Here is a 15937-nt window from a genome sequence, read left to right on the forward strand (position 1 = left end):
TCAGCGATTCTTCGGTTTCCCAGCCGTTTTTCCGCTGACCGCTTTTCCGCCTGCCTTGGGCCTTTGCTTCTTTTCCCGCACGCGGACATTCACCCGGACGGGGCTGCCTTCGAAGCCGAATCGCTCGCGGAACTTGCGTTCGATGAAGCGCCGGTAGCCCGCCTCGAGGAAGCCGGTGGTGAACAGGACCAGCGTCGGCGGCCGGATACCCGCCTGGGTCGCGAACAGCACCTTCGGCTGCTTGCCGCCGCGCACCGGCGGCGGGGGCGCGGCGATGAGGTCGGCGAGCCAGCCGTTCAGCTGGCCGGTGGGAACCCGCTGGTCCCAGGACTTCAGCGCGGTCCGCAGGGCGGGCGCGAGCTTGCGCACGGATCGCCCGGTGAGCGCGGAGATGTTGACCTTCTCCGCCCACGGCACCCGCACCAGACCGCGGTCCAGTTCGCGCACCATGGCGTGGCGGCGGTCCTCGTCGACGAGGTCCCACTTGTTGAACGCGAGCACGCAGGCGCGCCCCGCCTCGACGACCATGGTCAGCACCCGCAGATCCTGCTCCGAAAGCGGTTCCGCGGCGTCCAGCAGCACGATCGCGACCTCCGCCGCGTCGATCGCGGTCTTGGTCCGCAGCGAGGCGTAGTACTCCGCGCCGTTCGCCGAGTTGACGCGTTTGCGCAGGCCCGCCGTGTCGACGAACCGCCAGGTGTCGCCGTCCAGTTCGACCAGCGAGTCGACCGGGTCGACGGTGGTGCCCGCGACCGAGTCCACAACGGACCGTACTTCACCGGAAAGCTTGTTCAGCAGGCTGGACTTGCCCACGTTCGGCTTGCCGACCAGCGCGACGCGGCGCGGACCGGTGGTGGCGCGGTCGCCGTCACGCGGCATCGACGGCAGTGCCTTGACGATCGCGTCGAGCAGGTCGCCCGAGCTGCGCCCGTGCAGCGCGCTGACCGGGTACGGCTCGCCGAGGCCGAGCGACCACAGCGAAGCGGTGTCGGCGAGCAGGCGGTCGTCGTCGACCTTGTTGGCGGCGAGCAGCACCGGCTTCTTCGAGCGGCGCAGGACCTTGGAGACGGCCTCGTCGGTGGCCGTCGCGCCGACACTGGCGTCGATGACCAGCAGCACCGCGTCGGCGGTGGCCATCGCCATCTCCGCCTGCGCGGCGACGGCGGCCTGCAGTCCGGTCGCGTCCGGCTCCCAGCCGCCCGTGTCCACCAGGGTGAACCGGCGGCCCGCCCAGAAGGCGTCGTAGGCGACGCGGTCCCTGGTCACGCCGGGGACGTCCTGCACGACCGCCTCGCGGCGGCCGAGAATGCGGTTCACCAGGGTCGACTTGCCCACGTTCGGCCTGCCGACGACGGCGAGGACCGGCTGCGCGAGCTGCGCCTCCTCCTCGGCCTCGCCCGCGGCGATCTGGGCGTCCAGCGCGGTGAATTCGGACTCGTCGGACCAGGAGCCGTCGATCTCGCCGACTCCGTCAAGCTCTGTCATCTGTTTCAATCCTGTCGCGTGTCTTGGAGCCCGTGCTCCAAGCGCCATTCGTCCAGTGCCTTCACGAGGTCCGCGAGCGCGACACGAAGCCGCTCGGTTCCCTCCTCCAGCCCTGTCCTTCCCTTCCCGATCGCGGGAGTGAAAGGTTCGCCGACCATGATGTCGACACGTGGCCGCCAGCGCCTCTTGGCGCCGGCGGGTTTGTACGTTCCCCGAGTGGCGACCGGAACCACGGTCGCGTTCCCGGCGCGGACCAGGAAGGCCGCGCCGCGCTCGAAGTTTTCGGCGTCACCGGGACCGCGGGTGCCTTCGGGGAAGATCCCGACCGCACCGCCGTCCTCGAGCACCTTGACCGCCGTCATCAGCGGTTTGCGGTCCACCGCACCCCGTTTCACCGGGATCTGGCCCAGCTTGGGGAAGAACCAGCCGACGAAACCCTTGAAGAGCTCCGCCTTGACCAGGAACGCGGTGCGCCGCGAGAACATTCCGAACAACAGCTGAGGTTCCACCATCGAGCTGTGGTTGGCGATGAACACCACCGGACCGGACGACGGCACGCGTTCGGCTCCGTGGACCCGGACCCGGAACGCGGGCCGGACGATGAACTTCGAGATCCCCCGCCCGAAGGTGTGCATCGGGCCACTGGCGCCCTCGGGCAGTCCTTTCGCGGTCACCTGGCGGCCTCGGCGGGGCAGTCTTCGAGGAGACCGCGGTGCAGGGCCAGTTCCGCGAGCGCGACGATCACCTGGTCGATGTTGAGCGCCGAGGTGTCCACCTCGACGGCGTCCTCGGCCGCGCGCAGGGGCGAAGCCGCCCGCGTGGAGTCGAGGCGGTCGCGCCGCTCCACGGCCGCCTTCGCGACATCCACGGTGGACTCGCGACCGGCCGCGGAGTCCTGCGCGCTGCGGCGTGCGGCGCGGACCTCGGCCGAAGCGGTGAGGAAGACCTTGAGCCGGGCGTCCGGCGCGACGACGGTGCCGATGTCGCGGCCTTCGACGACGATGCCGCCGACGCGGTCGAGCACCTCGGCGATGAGCTCGCGCTGCCGGGCGACCAGGAGTTCGCGCACCGCGGGCACGGCGGAGACCGGCGACACCGCGGTGGTGACGTCCGCGCCGCGGATCTCGGCGGCGACGTCCTCGCCCGCCAGGGTCACGGTCGCTTCGTCAGGGCTGGTCCCGATGCCGAGTTCGGCCTTCACGGCGACGTCGGCGACCGCGTCCGCGTCGGCCGGGTCGACCCCGGCGCGCAGCACGGCGAGGGTGACCATCCGGTACATCGCCCCCGTGTCGAGGTAGCCGGCGCCGAGCTTCGCCGCGAGCCGCCGCGAGACGGTGGATTTCCCGGTTCCGGACGGGCCGTCCATCGCGACCACACCACGCAGGGCTCCCGCCACCGAAACTCTCCTCAGCTCTTCGTCGCTCACCTGATCGATGTCCATTCTGCCTGGTGGCGAACGGCGCGCCTCAGCCGCCCACGGCGAAGTGGCGAGATTCGACTTCTAGCAACGCTAGACAAGCTAGCGATAGCACTGCTAGCGTTGCCGTTGTTCCTAGCACTGCTAGCTCTTGGAGTCAGAGACCATGACCAGGATCAAGATCGCCTACGTCCTCTCCATCGCCCTCGTCCTCTTCGTCCTTTACTTCGGTTCCGGCTACGTGTTCTTCCCGCAGACCCAGACAGGCGGTTTCGGCCTGTCGGTCATGCCGCTGGCGGGTGATCCGATCCTCGCGGTCAAGGGAGTCCGCGACATCGGTACGGCGCTCGTGGTGCTCGCGCTGATCCTCTTCCGGAACGTCCGCGCACTGGGCTGGGCACTCCTCGCCCTGGCCTTCATCCCGTTCGGCGACATGCTGATCGTGTTGACCCACAACGGGTCGGTGGGCGCCGCGCTCGGTATCCACGGCGCGACGGCCGCCCTGATGGTGCTGATCTCGGCGCTGTTCCTCGTCCGACCGGCGCGAAACGGACAGTGAGTTACTGTTGTTCACGTGAACGTCGAAGTGACCCCGCTCCCTGGAATAGGCGTCCGCAAGGACTTCGCCACCCGCAACGGCCGCCGCGTCGGCGTGGTGACCCATCGCGACGGACATGTCGAACTGATCGTGTCCAAAACGGACGATCCCGACGCCTGCCTGGCCTCACTTCCGCTCACCACCGACGAAGCGGGCGCGCTCGCGAACCTGCTGGGCGCGCCCCAGCTGGTGGCCCAGCTCACCGAGGAACACCGGGATCTGCCGGGGATCAACACCAAGCAGCTGCCGGTCAAGACGTCGTCGCCGTTCGACGGCCGCACACTCGGCGACACCGCCCTGCGCACCAGGACCGGTGTCTCGGTGGTCGCGGTGATGCGGGCCGGGCAGGTCCACCCCTCCCCCACCCCGGACTTCAACCTCACCGCGGGCGACGTCCTGGTCGCGGTCGGCACGTCCGAAGGACTCGAGTCCGCCGTCAAGATCCTCAAGTACGGCTGACCGCGGATGGATCACACCGCACTGTCCTTGATCGAACTCGGGGCGGTCTTCTTCGGGCTGGGCGTGCTGGGGCGCCTCGCCGGGAAGATCGGGATGTCCCCGATCCCGCTGTACCTGATCGGCGGCCTGTGTTTCGGGCAGGGCGGGATCATCCCGCTCGGCGACATCGGCGAGTTCACCCACCTCGCCAGCGAGATCGGCGTCGTCCTCCTGCTTCTGCTGCTGGGACTGGAGTATTCGGCGGCCGAGCTGTTCACCGGGCTGAAGCGCTCGTGGCTGGCGGGGCTCGTCGACATCGTCCTCAACGCGGCGCCGGGCGCGATCGTCGCGCTCATCCTCGGCTGGGGACCGATCGGCGCGTTCGTACTCGCGGGTGTCACCTACATCTCGTCGTCCGGGATCATCGCGAAGGTCCTCGGCGACCTCGGGCGGCTCGGTAACCGGGAAACGCCGGTGGTGCTGTCGATCCTGGTGTTCGAGGACCTGGTGATGGCGCTCTACCTGCCGATCCTCACCGCCGTGCTCGGCGGCGTGAGCTTCCTCGGCGGGATGAAGGCGGTCGGGATCTCGCTGATGGTGATCACCGTGGTCCTGGTGATCGCGCTGAAGTTCGGCCGCTACGTCTCCGCCGCGGTGGACAGCCCGGACCGCGAGGTGTTCCTGCTCAAGGTCCTCGGCGCCGCGCTGCTCGTCGCGGGTCTCGCCTCGGCCATGCAGGTGTCGGCCGCGGTCGGCGCCTTCCTGCTCGGCATCGCGATCTCCGGCTCCACGGCGGAGAACGCGACACACATGCTGGAGCCGCTGCGGGACCTCTTCGCGGCCGTGTTCTTCGTCGTGTTCGGGCTCAACACGAACCCCGCGTCGATCCCGCCGGTACTCGGCTGGGCGGTCGTGCTGGCGGTGGCGACCACGCTCACGAAGGTGGGCACCGGCTGGTGGGCCGCGCGAAGGCAAGGCATCGGGAAAATGGGCCGGGCCCGGGCCGGAGCGGCCTTGGTCGCCCGGGGTGAGTTCTCGATCGTCATCGCCGGGCTGGCGGTGGCGGCGGGCGCGGTGACCGGCGAACTGGCGGCCCTCGCGACGGCTTACGTGCTCCTGATGGCCGTGCTCGGCCCGACGGCGGCGCGGATCGTCGAGCCGGTGGCGCGCGCTCTGCAGCGGAAGCCTTTCGGTTCGAAGAGCCCCGCTTCCCAGACCGGCTGACACGCGCACGCGCCTGTTATGAACGGGACTTTCATTGCAAATTTTGCAATGAAAGTCCCGTTCATAACACTCGGCTAGCCGCGCTCAAGCCCCGAAACACCCGCCGGAGCGATCTGCACCGGAGCAGCCGGGAGCGTCGCCGGAACCGCCGCCGGTCCCGGCCCCGCGACGGGCAGAGCCAGCGAAGTCTTGCCCAGATCCACCGTGATCTTCGGGTACTGCGCCGGACCGGAGATGAACGACCCGTCCGTCCCGCCGATGATCAGCGCGAGCTGATGTCCGTGCGGCACGACATGGTCCGTACTCGCCAGCCGGAACGTCATCGTGTACGGCTGCCCCGGCGTCAGCGGCGATTCCTGGCTCAGCGACCGGAAGTTGGCCAGATCGGCCCAACCCCGGCTGATGATGTTCAGCCCGACCGACACCGCGTCCGTGCTCGTGTTCAGATAGCAGGCGTCGTTGCCGGTCGCGCTCGATCCCCAGCACGACTGGGTCATCTCGTTCTTGATGCCCTCCTTCGGCCCGGTGTAGTTCCGGATCGTCGCCGGGCCGTAGTCGACCAAGATCGCCGAGAGCCGCGCGGTGGACGTCGACGGCGTCGCGGTCACCGTCACCTTCGCGGTCCCGGAGACGTGCAGATCCTTCGCGAGCGCACCGGTGCTGAACAGCACGCGCCCGCTGGAGGTCTCCGTCGGCCGCGCCGCCCAGCCGGACGACGTCTGGCCGGAGGAGTCCGTGAACGACACCGTGCCCGTGCCGGCAGTCGTGCCGAGCGTGCCGACACCCGGGGTGCTCCCGGACGCGGGGCGCAGGGTGACGGCGCTGCCCGCCGGCCACGCCGGCTGGTCCACCCAGACGTCGGGTTCGCGTTCCACGCTGGCGCCCGGGGTCTTCTCGATGCCGTTGTCGATGCCGAGCAGGTAGTGGTCGAACCACTTGTGCAGGGTGTCGACCCACGCCGACCGCCGGTAGTCGAACGGGTCGACGTGCCCGGCCTGCGTCAGCCAGATCTTGCGCTCGACCTGCAGCGCTTCCCACCACTGCCCGAAGTTGATCGTCTTGACGTTGAGGTCACCCAGGCCGTGCGAAGCGAGCACGCTGGCCTTCACCTTCGAAGCGCTCTGGACGTAGTCGCGGTCGAGCCAGAACGCGTTGTAGTCGCCGTTCGAGGTCGCGCCCGCGGTGAGCTTCTGATTCGCCGCGGAGCAGTTCTGGCCGCCGTTGCGCTGCGAGACGGTCTGCGCCAGCCCGGCCGGGCTGCCCTGGCGCAGGTTCGCGCCGTCGGAGCGGTAGTAGTCGTACCAGGAGCTGATCGCGCCGATCGGCACGATGGTCTTGAGCCCGTCGACCCCGGTCGCCGCGACGCCGTTGGCGACCGTGCCGTCGTAGGACTTCCCGATCATGCCGACCGCGCCGGTCGACCACGAGGCGAGCGTCTTCGCCGTGCCGGTCGCGGTGGTGTACCCGTTCGCCCGGCCGTTCAGCCAGTCGACGACCTTGCGGGCCGAGTCGATGTCCGAGGGCCCGCCGATGTCGGTGCAGCCGCGGGATTTGTTGGTACCGGCCAGATCCACCAGGACCACGGCATACCCGCGGGGCACGAAGAAGTTGTCGTAGAAGAGCGGGAACCCGACCGGCCTGCCCGCCGAGTCGTAGGTCTTGAGCTCGCTTTCGTTGCCCCGGCCGCAGCACGAGTAGTACGGGCTCGCGTCCATGATCACCGGGACCTTGACGCCCCGCGCGGCCGCTTCCTTCGGCCGGATGATGTCGGCGGCGACCCGGTCGGAGCGGCCGTCACCGTCCCCGTCGAGGCCGATGTCCACCCAAGCCGTCTCGCGGACGGCTTGGGCGAAGTCGTACACCGGTTCGCTGCTTCGCGGTTTCGCCGCGGCTTGCGGCGCCACGACCACGGCCGCGGCGACCGCCAGAATCCCTGCCAGCACAACAGTTTTCACGGTCGAGCCCTTCCCCGTCGGCTGAAGCCCGTCAAGGAGAGCTAAACGCGATGATCGCGCGCGCAGTAGAGCGGAAAGTCTTACAGTCCGGGCTTACAGATCGACGGCGCGGTAGAGCGAACCGACCTCACCGCGGTTGAGCCGCCGGATCGATCCCGACCGCTGGGCACCGAGCTGGACGTCGCCGAGCGCGGTCCGGACCAGTTTGCGCACCGGATGCCCGGTGGCCGCCATCAGGCGCCGCACGATGTGCTTGCGGCCTTCGTGGATGACCAGTTCGATCTGGGTCCGCCCGGCCAGCATGTCCTTGACCCGGAACTGGTCGACCTTGACGATGCCGTCCGGCAGCTCGAAGCCCGCCCGCAGTTCCTTGCCGAGGCCACGCGGGACGATGCCCTCGACCTCGGCGAAGTAGGTCTTCAGCACCTGGAACGACGGGTGCATCAGCCGGTGGCCGAGGTCGCCGTCGTTGGTGAGCAGCAGGAGGCCTTCGGTGTTCTCGTCGAGCCTGCCGACGTGCACGATGCCGGGCGTCTCCTCGTACCGGCCGCGCAGGTAGTCTCCGACGCAGGGGCGGCCGCGGTCGTCGCTCATCGTGCTGTGCACGCCCTTGGGCTTGTTCAGCACGAGGTAGACGAGGTCCTCGCGGACCTGGACGCGGGTGCCGTCCACGTGGATCACGGAGTTGTCCGGATCGACCCGGCGGCCGAGTTCGGTGACCACCTTGCCGTCCACGCTCACGCGACCGCGCACGATCAGGTCCTCCGCCGCGCGCCGGGAGGCGACGCCGGCCTGGGAAAGGACCTTCTGCAGCCGAATGCCGTCGGGATGCGGGTCAGATGTCATCGATGGTGTCCACTTCGGGTAGCAACGGAGCGATGGGCGGAAGGTCGGCCAGGGACGACAGGCCCAGTCGCTCCAGGAACAGCTCGGTCGTCACATACAGCGTGCCAGTGGTTTCGGGGTCGGTCCCCATCTCCTCGATCAGGCCGCGTGCCAGCAGCGTCCTGATCACCCCGTCCACATTCACCCCTCGGACGGCGGCGACCCTGGCCCTGGTCACCGGCTGCCGGTAGGCGATCACGGCGAGGCTCTCCAGTGCGGCTCGCGTCAGCTTGGAACGCTGGCCGTCGAGCAGAAGCTTCTCCACGAACGGGGCATAGACGTCCCTAGTGTAGAACCGCCACCCTTCGCCGACGCGGCGCAGGTCGATTCCACTCGTCCGGTCGGTGAACTTCTGCGCCATCGTGCGCAGCGCGACGATCACCCGCGACTTCGGCTGCCCGATGGTTTCGGCGAGCGATTCCTCGTCGATCGGCGAGTCCACGACCAGCAGCAGCGCTTCGAGGGCGGCTTCGAGCGCCTCGTCCGAGGTGACGTCGGGGTAGTCCCCGTCACCCGTCGCCACGAGTCCCTCGTCGGCGGGCGGCTCCGTTTCGCCCGCCTCCCCCTCGGTCTCGGAGGCTTCAGCGTTGTCGCTCACCTCGGCGCCTTCGCTCACCTCTGCGCCTTCGCTCACTTCGGGGCTTTCGGTCTCTTCGGGGCTCACCCGTACTCCTCGTCCTCCGCGACGGCGCGGTCCTGTTCGGCCGCCACCGACGCCTCCGCCACGGACCCACCGGTCCAGCGCACGTGCAGTTCGGCGAGCGCCTCCACCTGCTCGAACTGGACCGTCGCCTCGCGGTACAGCTCCAGCAGCGCGAGGAACCGCGCCACGATCTCGACGGTGTGCTCGCAGTCCTCGACCAGCTCGCCGAAGGTCGCCTCACCGCGCTCCGCGAGTTTGAGCCGCAGCAACGCGGCGTGCTCGCGCACCGAGACCCGGCCCATGTGGATATGCGCGATCGACACCGTCGGCGGCGGCTTCGGTTTGAAGACCGCGACCGCGATCTCGGCGAACTTCCCCACGTCGACGCCGAGCATCACTTCGGGCAGCAGCCCCATGAACCGGTCTTCGAGCGCGACCGACCGCGGGTAGCGCCGCAGCGCGCCGGCCTCCAGCTCGCCGAACAGCGCCGCGACCTGCTTGTACGCCCGGTACTGCAGCACGCGCGCGAACAGCAGGTCCCGCGCTTCGAGCAGGGCGAGGTCGTCCTCGCTCTCCACCTCCGCGGCGGGCAGGAGCCGCGCCGCCTTGAGGTCGAGGAGGGTGGCCGCGATGACCAGGAACTCGGTCGTCTCGTCGAGGTTCCATTCCGTGCCGAGCGCACGGGTGTAGGCGATGAAATCGTCCGTGACCTGGTGCAGTGCCACTTCCGTGACGTCGAGCTGGTGCTGTGAGATCAGCTGGAGCAGCAGATCGAAGGGGCCCTGGAAGTTCGCCAGGTTCACCTTGAACTTGGACGTGCTCAGCTCTTCGTTGGCCAGTCCTTCGGGGACCATCCCGCCGTGCACGGTCTCGTGCACGACGGGGGTCTCGTCCGCTGCCGCCCGCTCGACCGGCTCCGGGCCGCTGTGCGCGGCCGCCGCCGGATCGTCCATCAGTTCTCGGTCTCTTTCCCGTCCTCGGTGCCCGCCCGCAAGCGCTGGACGAGTACCGACTCCTCACCGGCCGCGTCGAAATCGGCCAGCAGCACGGCCACCGCCTCGCGGACCAGCCTGCCGCGATCGAGCACGAGCCCGTGCTTCGCCCGGAGGTTCAGCCTGGCCTGCTCCATCGCCAGCAGTTCGTCGCCGGAGACGTAGACGGTGATCTTCGCGTCGTGCTTGGTCCGTCCCGACCCGCTGCGCGCGGCCCGGGCCAGTTGTTCCTTGTGCGCCCGCCCGTCCCCGTCCGCCGAGCCGTTCCCGTCGCCGTTCCCCGTCGAGGGGGCCGGCTGCTCGGGCGCGGGCGGAAGATCGAGGGCTGGGCTGGAGGTGATCCTGAACAGTTCGGATGCTCCGGGCAGGGAAGCGCGCCTGCTCACCGGGCGATCACCTCACGGGCCAGCGCGCGATAAGCCGCCGCGCCGGCTGATTTGGGGGCCCAGGTCGTGATCGGCTCGCCCGCGACCGTCGTCTCGGGGAACCGCACGGTGCGATTGATCACCGTGTCGAACACGATGTCGCCGAATGCCTCCACCACTCTCGCCATGACCTCCTTCGAGTGCAGGGTTCTCGGGTCGTACATGGTGGCGAGAATCCCGGTGATGTCCAGTTTGGGGTTGAGGCGTTCCTGCACCTTCTCGATGGTGTCGATCAGGAGCGCTACGCCTCGCAGACTGAAGAACTCGCACTCCAGCGGGATGATCACACCGTCCGCGGCGGTCAGTGCGTTCACCGTCAGCAGGCCTAGCGAGGGCTGGCAGTCGACAAGAACATAGTCGTAGTCGTTCATGACCGGACGAAGGACCCGTAACAAAGTGTGTTCGCGCCCTACCTCTGCGACCAACTGGACCTCGGCCGCGGACAGGTCGATGTTGCTCGGCAGCAGGTCGACGCCGTCGACCCGGGTCTTCCGGATGACGTCGGTGATGCTGACCGAGCGCTCCATGATGACGTTGTAGACCGTCTGGTCCAGCTCGTGCGGCTGAATGCCGAGGCCCACCGAAAGCGCGCCTTGGGGATCGAAGTCGACCAGCAGCACCCGGCGGCCGCATTCGGCGAGCGCCGCGCCCAGGTTGATGGTCGAGGTGGTCTTGCCGACGCCGCCCTTCTGGTTGCACATGGCCATCACCAGTGCGGGACCGTGCCGCTCCAGGACCGGCGGTTCGGGGATCTCGCGAAGCGGACGGCCGGTGGGCCCGATGCCGTCCCTCTCGAGTTCTTGCTGCTTGGTTTCTTTGGCGCGCTTGGCCTTGCGGCCGCGGGAAGAGATCGTGTCCTCCGACGGTTCGTCGCCGTCGTGTTCGGCGGGGGTTGCGATGGTCACCTGGCTGAGGCTCGCCGCGGCCGACCCGGCGGACGCGGACGGCTTCGCCGGCTCGTTCGGTGTCGACATGGCGCGAAAGCTCCTTCGGCTAGGTCCTCGGCAGCCTATGCGCGGATCGCGAATCGAGCCAAAGCGGCTCGCCGGGGCCGATCGGGTCGATTAGCCGAGCGCGCGGGGGTGTGCTGTCGCGTAGACCTCGCGGAGCGTGTTGACCGTGACCAGCGTGTACACCTGGGTGGTGGTCACCGAAGCGTGGCCGAGCAGCTCCTGCACGACGCGGACGTCGGCGCCGCCTTCGAGCAGATGCGTGGCGAAGGAATGGCGCAGCGTGTGCGGGGAGACGCCGGCCGTGATGCCCGCGGATTCGGCCGTGTCCTTGAGAACCTGCCACGCGCTCTGCCGGGAAAGCCTGGAGCCGCGGGCGTTGAGGAACATCGCGGGTGTCCCCCGGCCGTGCGTGGCGAGCACCGGCCGCGCCCGGACCAGGTAGGCGTGCACCGCTTCGAGTGCGGGACGGCCGATCGGGACGATGCGCTGTTTGCCGCCCTTCCCGTCGAGCAGCACGGTCCGTTCGGCGTCGTCGATGTCGTCGACGTCGAGCCCGACGGCCTCGGAGATCCGCGCTCCGGTGGAGTAGAGCAGTTCGAGCAGCGCCCGGTCCCGCAACGGGCGCTCACCCTCCGGTGGCGGGGTCTCCAGGAGTTTCAGCACATCGTGCACCGGCAGCGCCTTGGGCAGCCGTTTCGCCGCCGCGGGCGGGCGGACCTCACGGGCCGGGTCGTGCTCGGTGATGCCGTCGGCGTGCGCGAACTTGTGCAGTCCCCGCACCGCGACGAGCGCGCGAGCCGCCGAGGACGCGGCCAGCGGCCGATGCTCCTCGTCGCCTTCGCGCAGCGCCGCGCCGAACGAGGTGACGTGCGCCGGGGTGACGTCGGCGAACCGCTCGACCTCGGCGCTACCGAGGTACTCGGCGTACCGGCGCAGATCACGGGAGTAGCTGTCGAGGGTGTTCCTCGCGGTTCCGCGCTCGACCACCAGATGGTCGAGGTAAGCGGCGACCACCTGGGCGACTCCGGCACCGCCAGCCCGTGACACACCGACACTCTAGGACCAGCCGCCTCGTGAGTGGTAATGACGGTTCTAACCGTCATTACCACTCACGAGGCACTAGACGTTCCGCGAAGCGAACTTCGTCGGCCTGTCCTCCCAAGGCGCGTCCGCCGGACGGGTCGAAGCCGCGCCCGAGAGCACCGCGTGCGCGGCCAGCACACCGCCGACGGTCGCCCCGTTCACCAGCTCACCGGCCAGCGCCATCCGGACCGCCTCGGCGAGCGGGAACTTCGCCGTGACGAGGTCCGCCTCCTCCTCACCGAGGATCTCCCTGTCCACTTCGGACAGTCCGCGGGCGAGGTAGACGCGGACGACCTCGTCGGTGAACCCGGGCGACGCCGCGACGTCGACGAGGGTCTCCCAGCGCTCGGCGCTGAGCCCGACCTCTTCGACCAGCTCGCGTTTCGCCGCGCCGACGGGGTCCTCCCCCGCCTTGTCGATCAGGCCGGCGGGCAGTTCCCACAGCCGCCGCCCGATCGGGTGGCGGTACTGGTGGATCAGCGTGACAGAGCTGTCCACGCCTTCGCCGTCGAGCGCGACGACGGCGACCGCGCCGAGGTGTTCGACGACCTCACGGCGGGCCGTGCCGCCACCGGGCATCACGACCTCGTCGACCCGCAGCCCCACGACACGTCCGATGTGGACGTCCCTTGTGGACGCGACGGTGAACTCGTGCTTACCGGGCTCGGTCACCTCGCCACCGCGGGTGCTTCGGCCAGCTCGACCGGGAGCCGCTCGGCGACCTTGCGGTCCACGACCGCCTTCACGAACGCGCTGAACAGCGGGTGCGGCCGGGTCGGACGGCTCTTGAGCTCCGGGTGCGCCTGGGTGCCGACGAAGAACGGGTGCTTGTCGGCGGGCAGCTCGACGAACTCGACCAGGTGATCGTCGGGCGAGGTACCCGAGAACACCAGGCCTGCCGCGGAAAGGCGCTTGCGGTAGGCGTTGTTGACCTCGTAGCGGTGGCGGTGCCGCTCGGAGACCTCGGTGCTGCCGTACGCCTTCGCGACCTGCGAGCCCGGCTTGAGCTTGGCGACGTAGGCGCCGAGCCGCATCGTCCCGCCCATGTCGCGCTCGCCCGCGACGACGTCACGCTGGTCGGCCATCGTGGAGATGACCGGGTTCGCGCTCGTGTCGTCGAACTCGGCCGAGTTCGCGTCGGTGATCCCCGCCAGGTTCCGCGCCGCGTCGATCACCATGCACTGCAGGCCGAGGCACAGGCCCAGCAGCGGCAGCCCGTGGGTCCGGGCGTAGGCGATCGCGCCGACCTTGCCCTCGATGCCGCGGATGCCGAACCCGCCCGGGATCAGCACACCGTCCACATCGGACAGGGCGGAGGCGGCACCGGCCGGGGTCTCGCAGCTGTCCGAGGCGACCCAGACGATCTGGACCTTGGCGCGGTGGGCGAACCCGCCCGCGCGCAGCGCCTCGGTCACCGACAGGTACGCGTCCGGCAGGTCGATGTACTTGCCCACGACCGCGACCCGCACCGTCTCCGACGGGTTGTGCACGCGGTCGAGCAGGTCGCCCCACACGGTCCAGTCGACGTCGCGGAACGGCAGCCCGAGACGGCGCACCACGTAGGCGTCGAGCGCCTCACGGTGGAGCACCTTCGGGATGTCGTAGATCGACGGGGCGTCGGGGCAGGCGATGACGGCCTCGGTGTCGACGTCGCACATCAGGCCGATCTTGCGCTTGAGGTCCTCTGGCAGCTCACGGTCGGCGCGGCAGACGAGCGCGTCCGGCTGGATGCCGATGTTGCGCAGCGCGGCGACCGAGTGCTGGGTCGGCTTGGTCTTCAACTCACCCGAGGGGGCGAGGTACGGCACCAGCGAGACGTGAAGGAAGAAACACTGGTCACGGCCGACGTCGTGGCGGACCTGACGGCAGGCCTCCAGGAACGGCAGCGACTCGATGTCGCCGACGGTGCCGCCGACCTCGGTGATCACGACGTCCGGGCTGTTCCCGTCCTCGTCAGCGCCGGCGGCGGCGGTGATCCTGGCCTTGATCTCGTCGGTGATGTGCGGGATGACCTGCACGGTGTCGCCGAGGTACTCACCACGGCGCTCCTTGGCGATGACCTCGGAGTAGACCTGTCCGGTGGTGACGTTGGCCTTGCCGTCGAGGGACCGATCGAGAAAACGCTCGTAGTGCCCGATGTCCAGATCGGTTTCGGCGCCGTCGTCCGTGACGAACACCTCACCGTGCTGGAACGGGTTCATCGTGCCTGGATCGACGTTGAGGTACGGATCCAGCTTCTGCATCGTGACCCGGAGCCCACGTGCGGTAAGGAGCTGACCCAGGCTGGAAGCCGTGAGTCCCTTACCCAGAGAGGAGGCAACGCCTCCGGTGACAAAGACATACTTGGTAGCCCGCGACTGAAGTCCCACGGGCTTCCACCTTATCGCACGCCCGCCGGGGCGCTCAGTGGCCACGCCGCAAGCGTCCGATGGAGTGGAAAACCGCTACCCTCGCGGCGTGACAGACGCGCACGACACCTGGACCGCACCGGTCGCGGAAGGCCCGCTCGACGCGGACGTCCGCGTCCCCGGTTCGAAGTCGATCACCAACCGGGCCTACGTCCTCGCGGCGCTCGCCAGCGCGCCGACGCGGGTGCGGACCCCGCTCGACTCCCGGGACGCGCGGCTCATGCTCGGCGCCATCTACGCCCTCGGCGCCCACTCGCAGGGCAGCATCGGCGGCTACCTCGTGCATCCGCTCGGCCCCGGCCGCGTCCATCCCGGCGAGACCGTCCGGGTGGAACTCGGCAACGCGGGCACGGTCGCCCGGTTCACCCCCGCGCTGGCGGCGCTGGGCACCGGCCCGGCGCTGTTCGACGGGGACGAGGCCCTCCGCCGCCGTCCGATCGGGCCGCTGCTGAAGGCGCTGCGCGGCCTCGGCGCCCGCATCGACGACGACCGCCGCGAGGCGCCTCCGTTCACCGTCCACGGCGAAGGCGGGCTGCGGGGCGGCAAGGTCGATCTGGACTCCTCGGCGTCGAGCCAGTTCCTGTCGGCGCTGCTGCTCGCGGGGCCGTCGTTCCAGCAGGGGGTCACCGTGCGCCTGGTCGGCGGCGCGGTGCCGAGCGAACCGCATATCGCGATGACCGTGGAGATGCTGCGCCGGTTCGGCGCCACCGTGGACCGCGAGGGGACCGAGTTCTACGTCCCCCCGACGAGGCTCTCCTGCCCTGAGTACGTCGTCGAGCCGGATCTCTCGACGGCCGCCCCGTTCGCCGCCGCCGCGGTCGTGACCGGCGGCACGGTGCGGATCGCGGGCTGGCCACAGCAGACCACCCAGCCCGGCGACTGGCTCCGCAGCCTGCTGCCCCTCCTCGGCGCGACCGCCGAACTCAACGCCACCGGCCTCACGGTCACCGGCAGCGGCACGATCCCCGGCGTCGAACTGGATCTCCACGACGTCGGCGAACTCACGCCGGTGATCGCGGCGCTGCTGTGCTTCGCCGAGGGCCCGTCGATCATCTCCGGAGTGGCGCATCTGCGTGGCCACGAGACCGACAGGCTGACCGCGCTGGCCACGGAACTCTCGGCTCTCGGCGCCGACGTCCGCGAGACCGAAGACGGGCTGCGGATCACGCCCGCCCCGTTGCACGGCGGAAAGTTCCGCACCTACGACGACCATCGTCTGGTGATGGCGGCCGCCGTGCTGGGACTGCGGGTCGAGGGGATCGAGGTGGAGAACCCGGAGACGGTCGGGAAGACTTATCCCGGGTTCGCCGAAGCCTGGACCGCGATGCTTTGAGCGCGACCGGCGATCGGGTCGCAGAGCCCAGGTGTCGGACCCCGCGGTTGGCGAGTATTTCGCCATGCTGAAATTTGACTTCGATTTATTGAGGGGTA

General features: G+C 69.4%; 16 protein-coding genes. 4 read left to right on the top strand and 12 right to left on the bottom strand.

Annotated features, from left to right (window positions below):
* From der to cmk, 3 genes are read right to left on the bottom strand one after another with little or no spacing between them, the layout of a single operon-like run.
* Positions 1 to 1485: a ribosome biogenesis GTPase Der gene (der, locus tag SD37_RS24700; protein ID WP_065912967.1), complete on the bottom strand. Its 1485-nt coding sequence runs from the start codon at positions 1483 to 1485 to the stop codon at positions 1 to 3.
* A 5-nt stretch (positions 1486 to 1490) separates the two neighbouring features.
* Positions 1491 to 2159 (bottom strand): lysophospholipid acyltransferase family protein, encoded by a 669-nt coding sequence (locus tag SD37_RS24705; protein WP_044856649.1) that lies wholly within the window; start codon positions 2157 to 2159, stop codon positions 1491 to 1493.
* Positions 2156 to 2860 carry a (d)CMP kinase gene (gene cmk, locus SD37_RS24710; protein ID WP_044856701.1) on the bottom strand — a complete coding sequence of 235 codons (705 nt, stop codon included), beginning with the start codon at positions 2858 to 2860 and terminating at the stop codon, positions 2156 to 2158. The genes SD37_RS24705 and cmk overlap by 4 nt, the downstream gene beginning before the upstream one ends.
* Positions 2861 to 3068: 208 nt before the next feature.
* On the opposite strand from cmk, the gene SD37_RS24715 reads away from it, so the two are divergent.
* Genes SD37_RS24715 through SD37_RS24725 form a run of 3 tightly spaced genes read left to right on the top strand, consistent with a single transcriptional unit; the run spans position 3069 to position 5162 of the window.
* Positions 3069 to 3461 carry a DUF4267 domain-containing protein gene (locus SD37_RS24715; RefSeq protein ID WP_044856648.1) on the top strand — a complete coding sequence of 131 codons (393 nt, stop codon included), beginning with the start codon at positions 3069 to 3071 and terminating at the stop codon, positions 3459 to 3461.
* Positions 3462 to 3476: 15 nt separating this feature from the next.
* The gene (locus tag SD37_RS24720) at positions 3477 to 3959 is read left to right on the top strand and encodes a cation:proton antiporter regulatory subunit (RefSeq protein ID WP_037303196.1); all 483 of its coding nucleotides are present in this window, start codon (positions 3477 to 3479) and stop codon (positions 3957 to 3959) included.
* A 6-nt stretch (positions 3960 to 3965) separates the two neighbouring features.
* Positions 3966 to 5162 carry a cation:proton antiporter gene (locus tag SD37_RS24725; RefSeq protein ID WP_044856647.1) on the top strand — a complete coding sequence of 399 codons (1197 nt, stop codon included), beginning with the start codon at positions 3966 to 3968 and terminating at the stop codon, positions 5160 to 5162.
* A gap of 74 nt (positions 5163 to 5236) precedes the next feature.
* Here the strand turns inward: SD37_RS24725 and SD37_RS24730 are convergent, their stop codons facing one another.
* From SD37_RS24730 to SD37_RS24770, 9 genes are all read right to left on the bottom strand, one after another.
* The gene (locus tag SD37_RS24730) at positions 5237 to 7105 is read right to left on the bottom strand and encodes a Xaa-Pro dipeptidyl-peptidase (RefSeq protein ID WP_044856646.1); all 1869 of its coding nucleotides are present in this window, start codon (positions 7103 to 7105) and stop codon (positions 5237 to 5239) included.
* A gap of 105 nt (positions 7106 to 7210) precedes the next feature.
* Positions 7211 to 7963: a pseudouridine synthase gene (locus SD37_RS24735; protein ID WP_037303202.1), complete on the bottom strand. Its 753-nt coding sequence runs from the start codon at positions 7961 to 7963 to the stop codon at positions 7211 to 7213.
* Positions 7953 to 8666 carry an SMC-Scp complex subunit ScpB gene (scpB, locus tag SD37_RS24740; RefSeq protein WP_044856645.1) on the bottom strand — a complete coding sequence of 238 codons (714 nt, stop codon included), beginning with the start codon at positions 8664 to 8666 and terminating at the stop codon, positions 7953 to 7955. Before scpB ends, SD37_RS24735 begins: the two co-directional genes overlap by 11 nt.
* Positions 8663 to 9598, bottom strand: coding sequence for a segregation and condensation protein A (locus SD37_RS24745; RefSeq protein ID WP_044856644.1), 936 nt, complete (start codon positions 9596 to 9598; stop codon positions 8663 to 8665). Before SD37_RS24745 ends, scpB begins: the two co-directional genes overlap by 4 nt.
* Positions 9598 to 10023, bottom strand: coding sequence for a hypothetical protein (locus SD37_RS24750; protein WP_044856643.1), 426 nt, complete (start codon positions 10021 to 10023; stop codon positions 9598 to 9600). Before SD37_RS24750 ends, SD37_RS24745 begins: the two co-directional genes overlap by 1 nt.
* The gene (locus SD37_RS24755) at positions 10020 to 11036 is read right to left on the bottom strand and encodes a ParA family protein (protein WP_037303211.1); all 1017 of its coding nucleotides are present in this window, start codon (positions 11034 to 11036) and stop codon (positions 10020 to 10022) included. Before SD37_RS24755 ends, SD37_RS24750 begins: the two co-directional genes overlap by 4 nt.
* A gap of 90 nt (positions 11037 to 11126) precedes the next feature.
* A complete protein-coding gene (gene xerD / locus SD37_RS24760; protein ID WP_044856642.1) occupies positions 11127 to 12029 on the bottom strand; it encodes a site-specific tyrosine recombinase XerD in 903 nt (300 codons plus the stop codon).
* Between the two features lie 105 nt (positions 12030 to 12134).
* On the bottom strand, positions 12135 to 12770 hold the full coding sequence (locus SD37_RS24765; protein ID WP_037303216.1) for an NUDIX domain-containing protein: 636 nt from the start codon (positions 12768 to 12770) through the stop codon (positions 12135 to 12137).
* Positions 12767 to 14467 carry a CTP synthase gene (locus SD37_RS24770; RefSeq protein WP_081736149.1) on the bottom strand — a complete coding sequence of 567 codons (1701 nt, stop codon included), beginning with the start codon at positions 14465 to 14467 and terminating at the stop codon, positions 12767 to 12769. Before SD37_RS24770 ends, SD37_RS24765 begins: the two co-directional genes overlap by 4 nt.
* Before the next feature lie 88 nt (positions 14468 to 14555).
* On the opposite strand from SD37_RS24770, the gene aroA reads away from it, so the two are divergent.
* Complete coding sequence (aroA, locus tag SD37_RS24775) at positions 14556 to 15839, top strand: 3-phosphoshikimate 1-carboxyvinyltransferase (protein ID WP_044856641.1); 1284 nt, start codon at positions 14556 to 14558, stop codon at positions 15837 to 15839.
* The last annotated feature ends 98 nt before the right edge of the window (positions 15840 to 15937 follow it).

Origin of the sequence: Amycolatopsis orientalis, from assembly GCF_000943515.2 — a bacterium.
Lineage (GTDB): Bacteria > Actinomycetota > Actinomycetes > Mycobacteriales > Pseudonocardiaceae > Amycolatopsis > Amycolatopsis orientalis.

Coding starts and splice junctions, on each gene's coding strand:
- SD37_RS24715 (WP_044856648.1), top strand. CDS start 3,069: ATGACCAGGATCAAGATCGCCTACGTCCTCTCCATCGCCCTCGTCCTC.
- SD37_RS24755 (WP_037303211.1), bottom strand. CDS start 11,036: ATGTCGACACCGAACGAGCCGGCGAAGCCGTCCGCGTCCGCCGGGTCG.
- SD37_RS24745 (WP_044856644.1), bottom strand. CDS start 9,598: ATGGACGATCCGGCGGCGGCCGCGCACAGCGGCCCGGAGCCGGTCGAG.
- SD37_RS24735 (WP_037303202.1), bottom strand. CDS start 7,963: ATGACATCTGACCCGCATCCCGACGGCATTCGGCTGCAGAAGGTCCTT.
- SD37_RS24725 (WP_044856647.1), top strand. CDS start 3,966: ATGGATCACACCGCACTGTCCTTGATCGAACTCGGGGCGGTCTTCTTC.
- der (WP_065912967.1), bottom strand. CDS start 1,485: ATGACAGAGCTTGACGGAGTCGGCGAGATCGACGGCTCCTGGTCCGAC.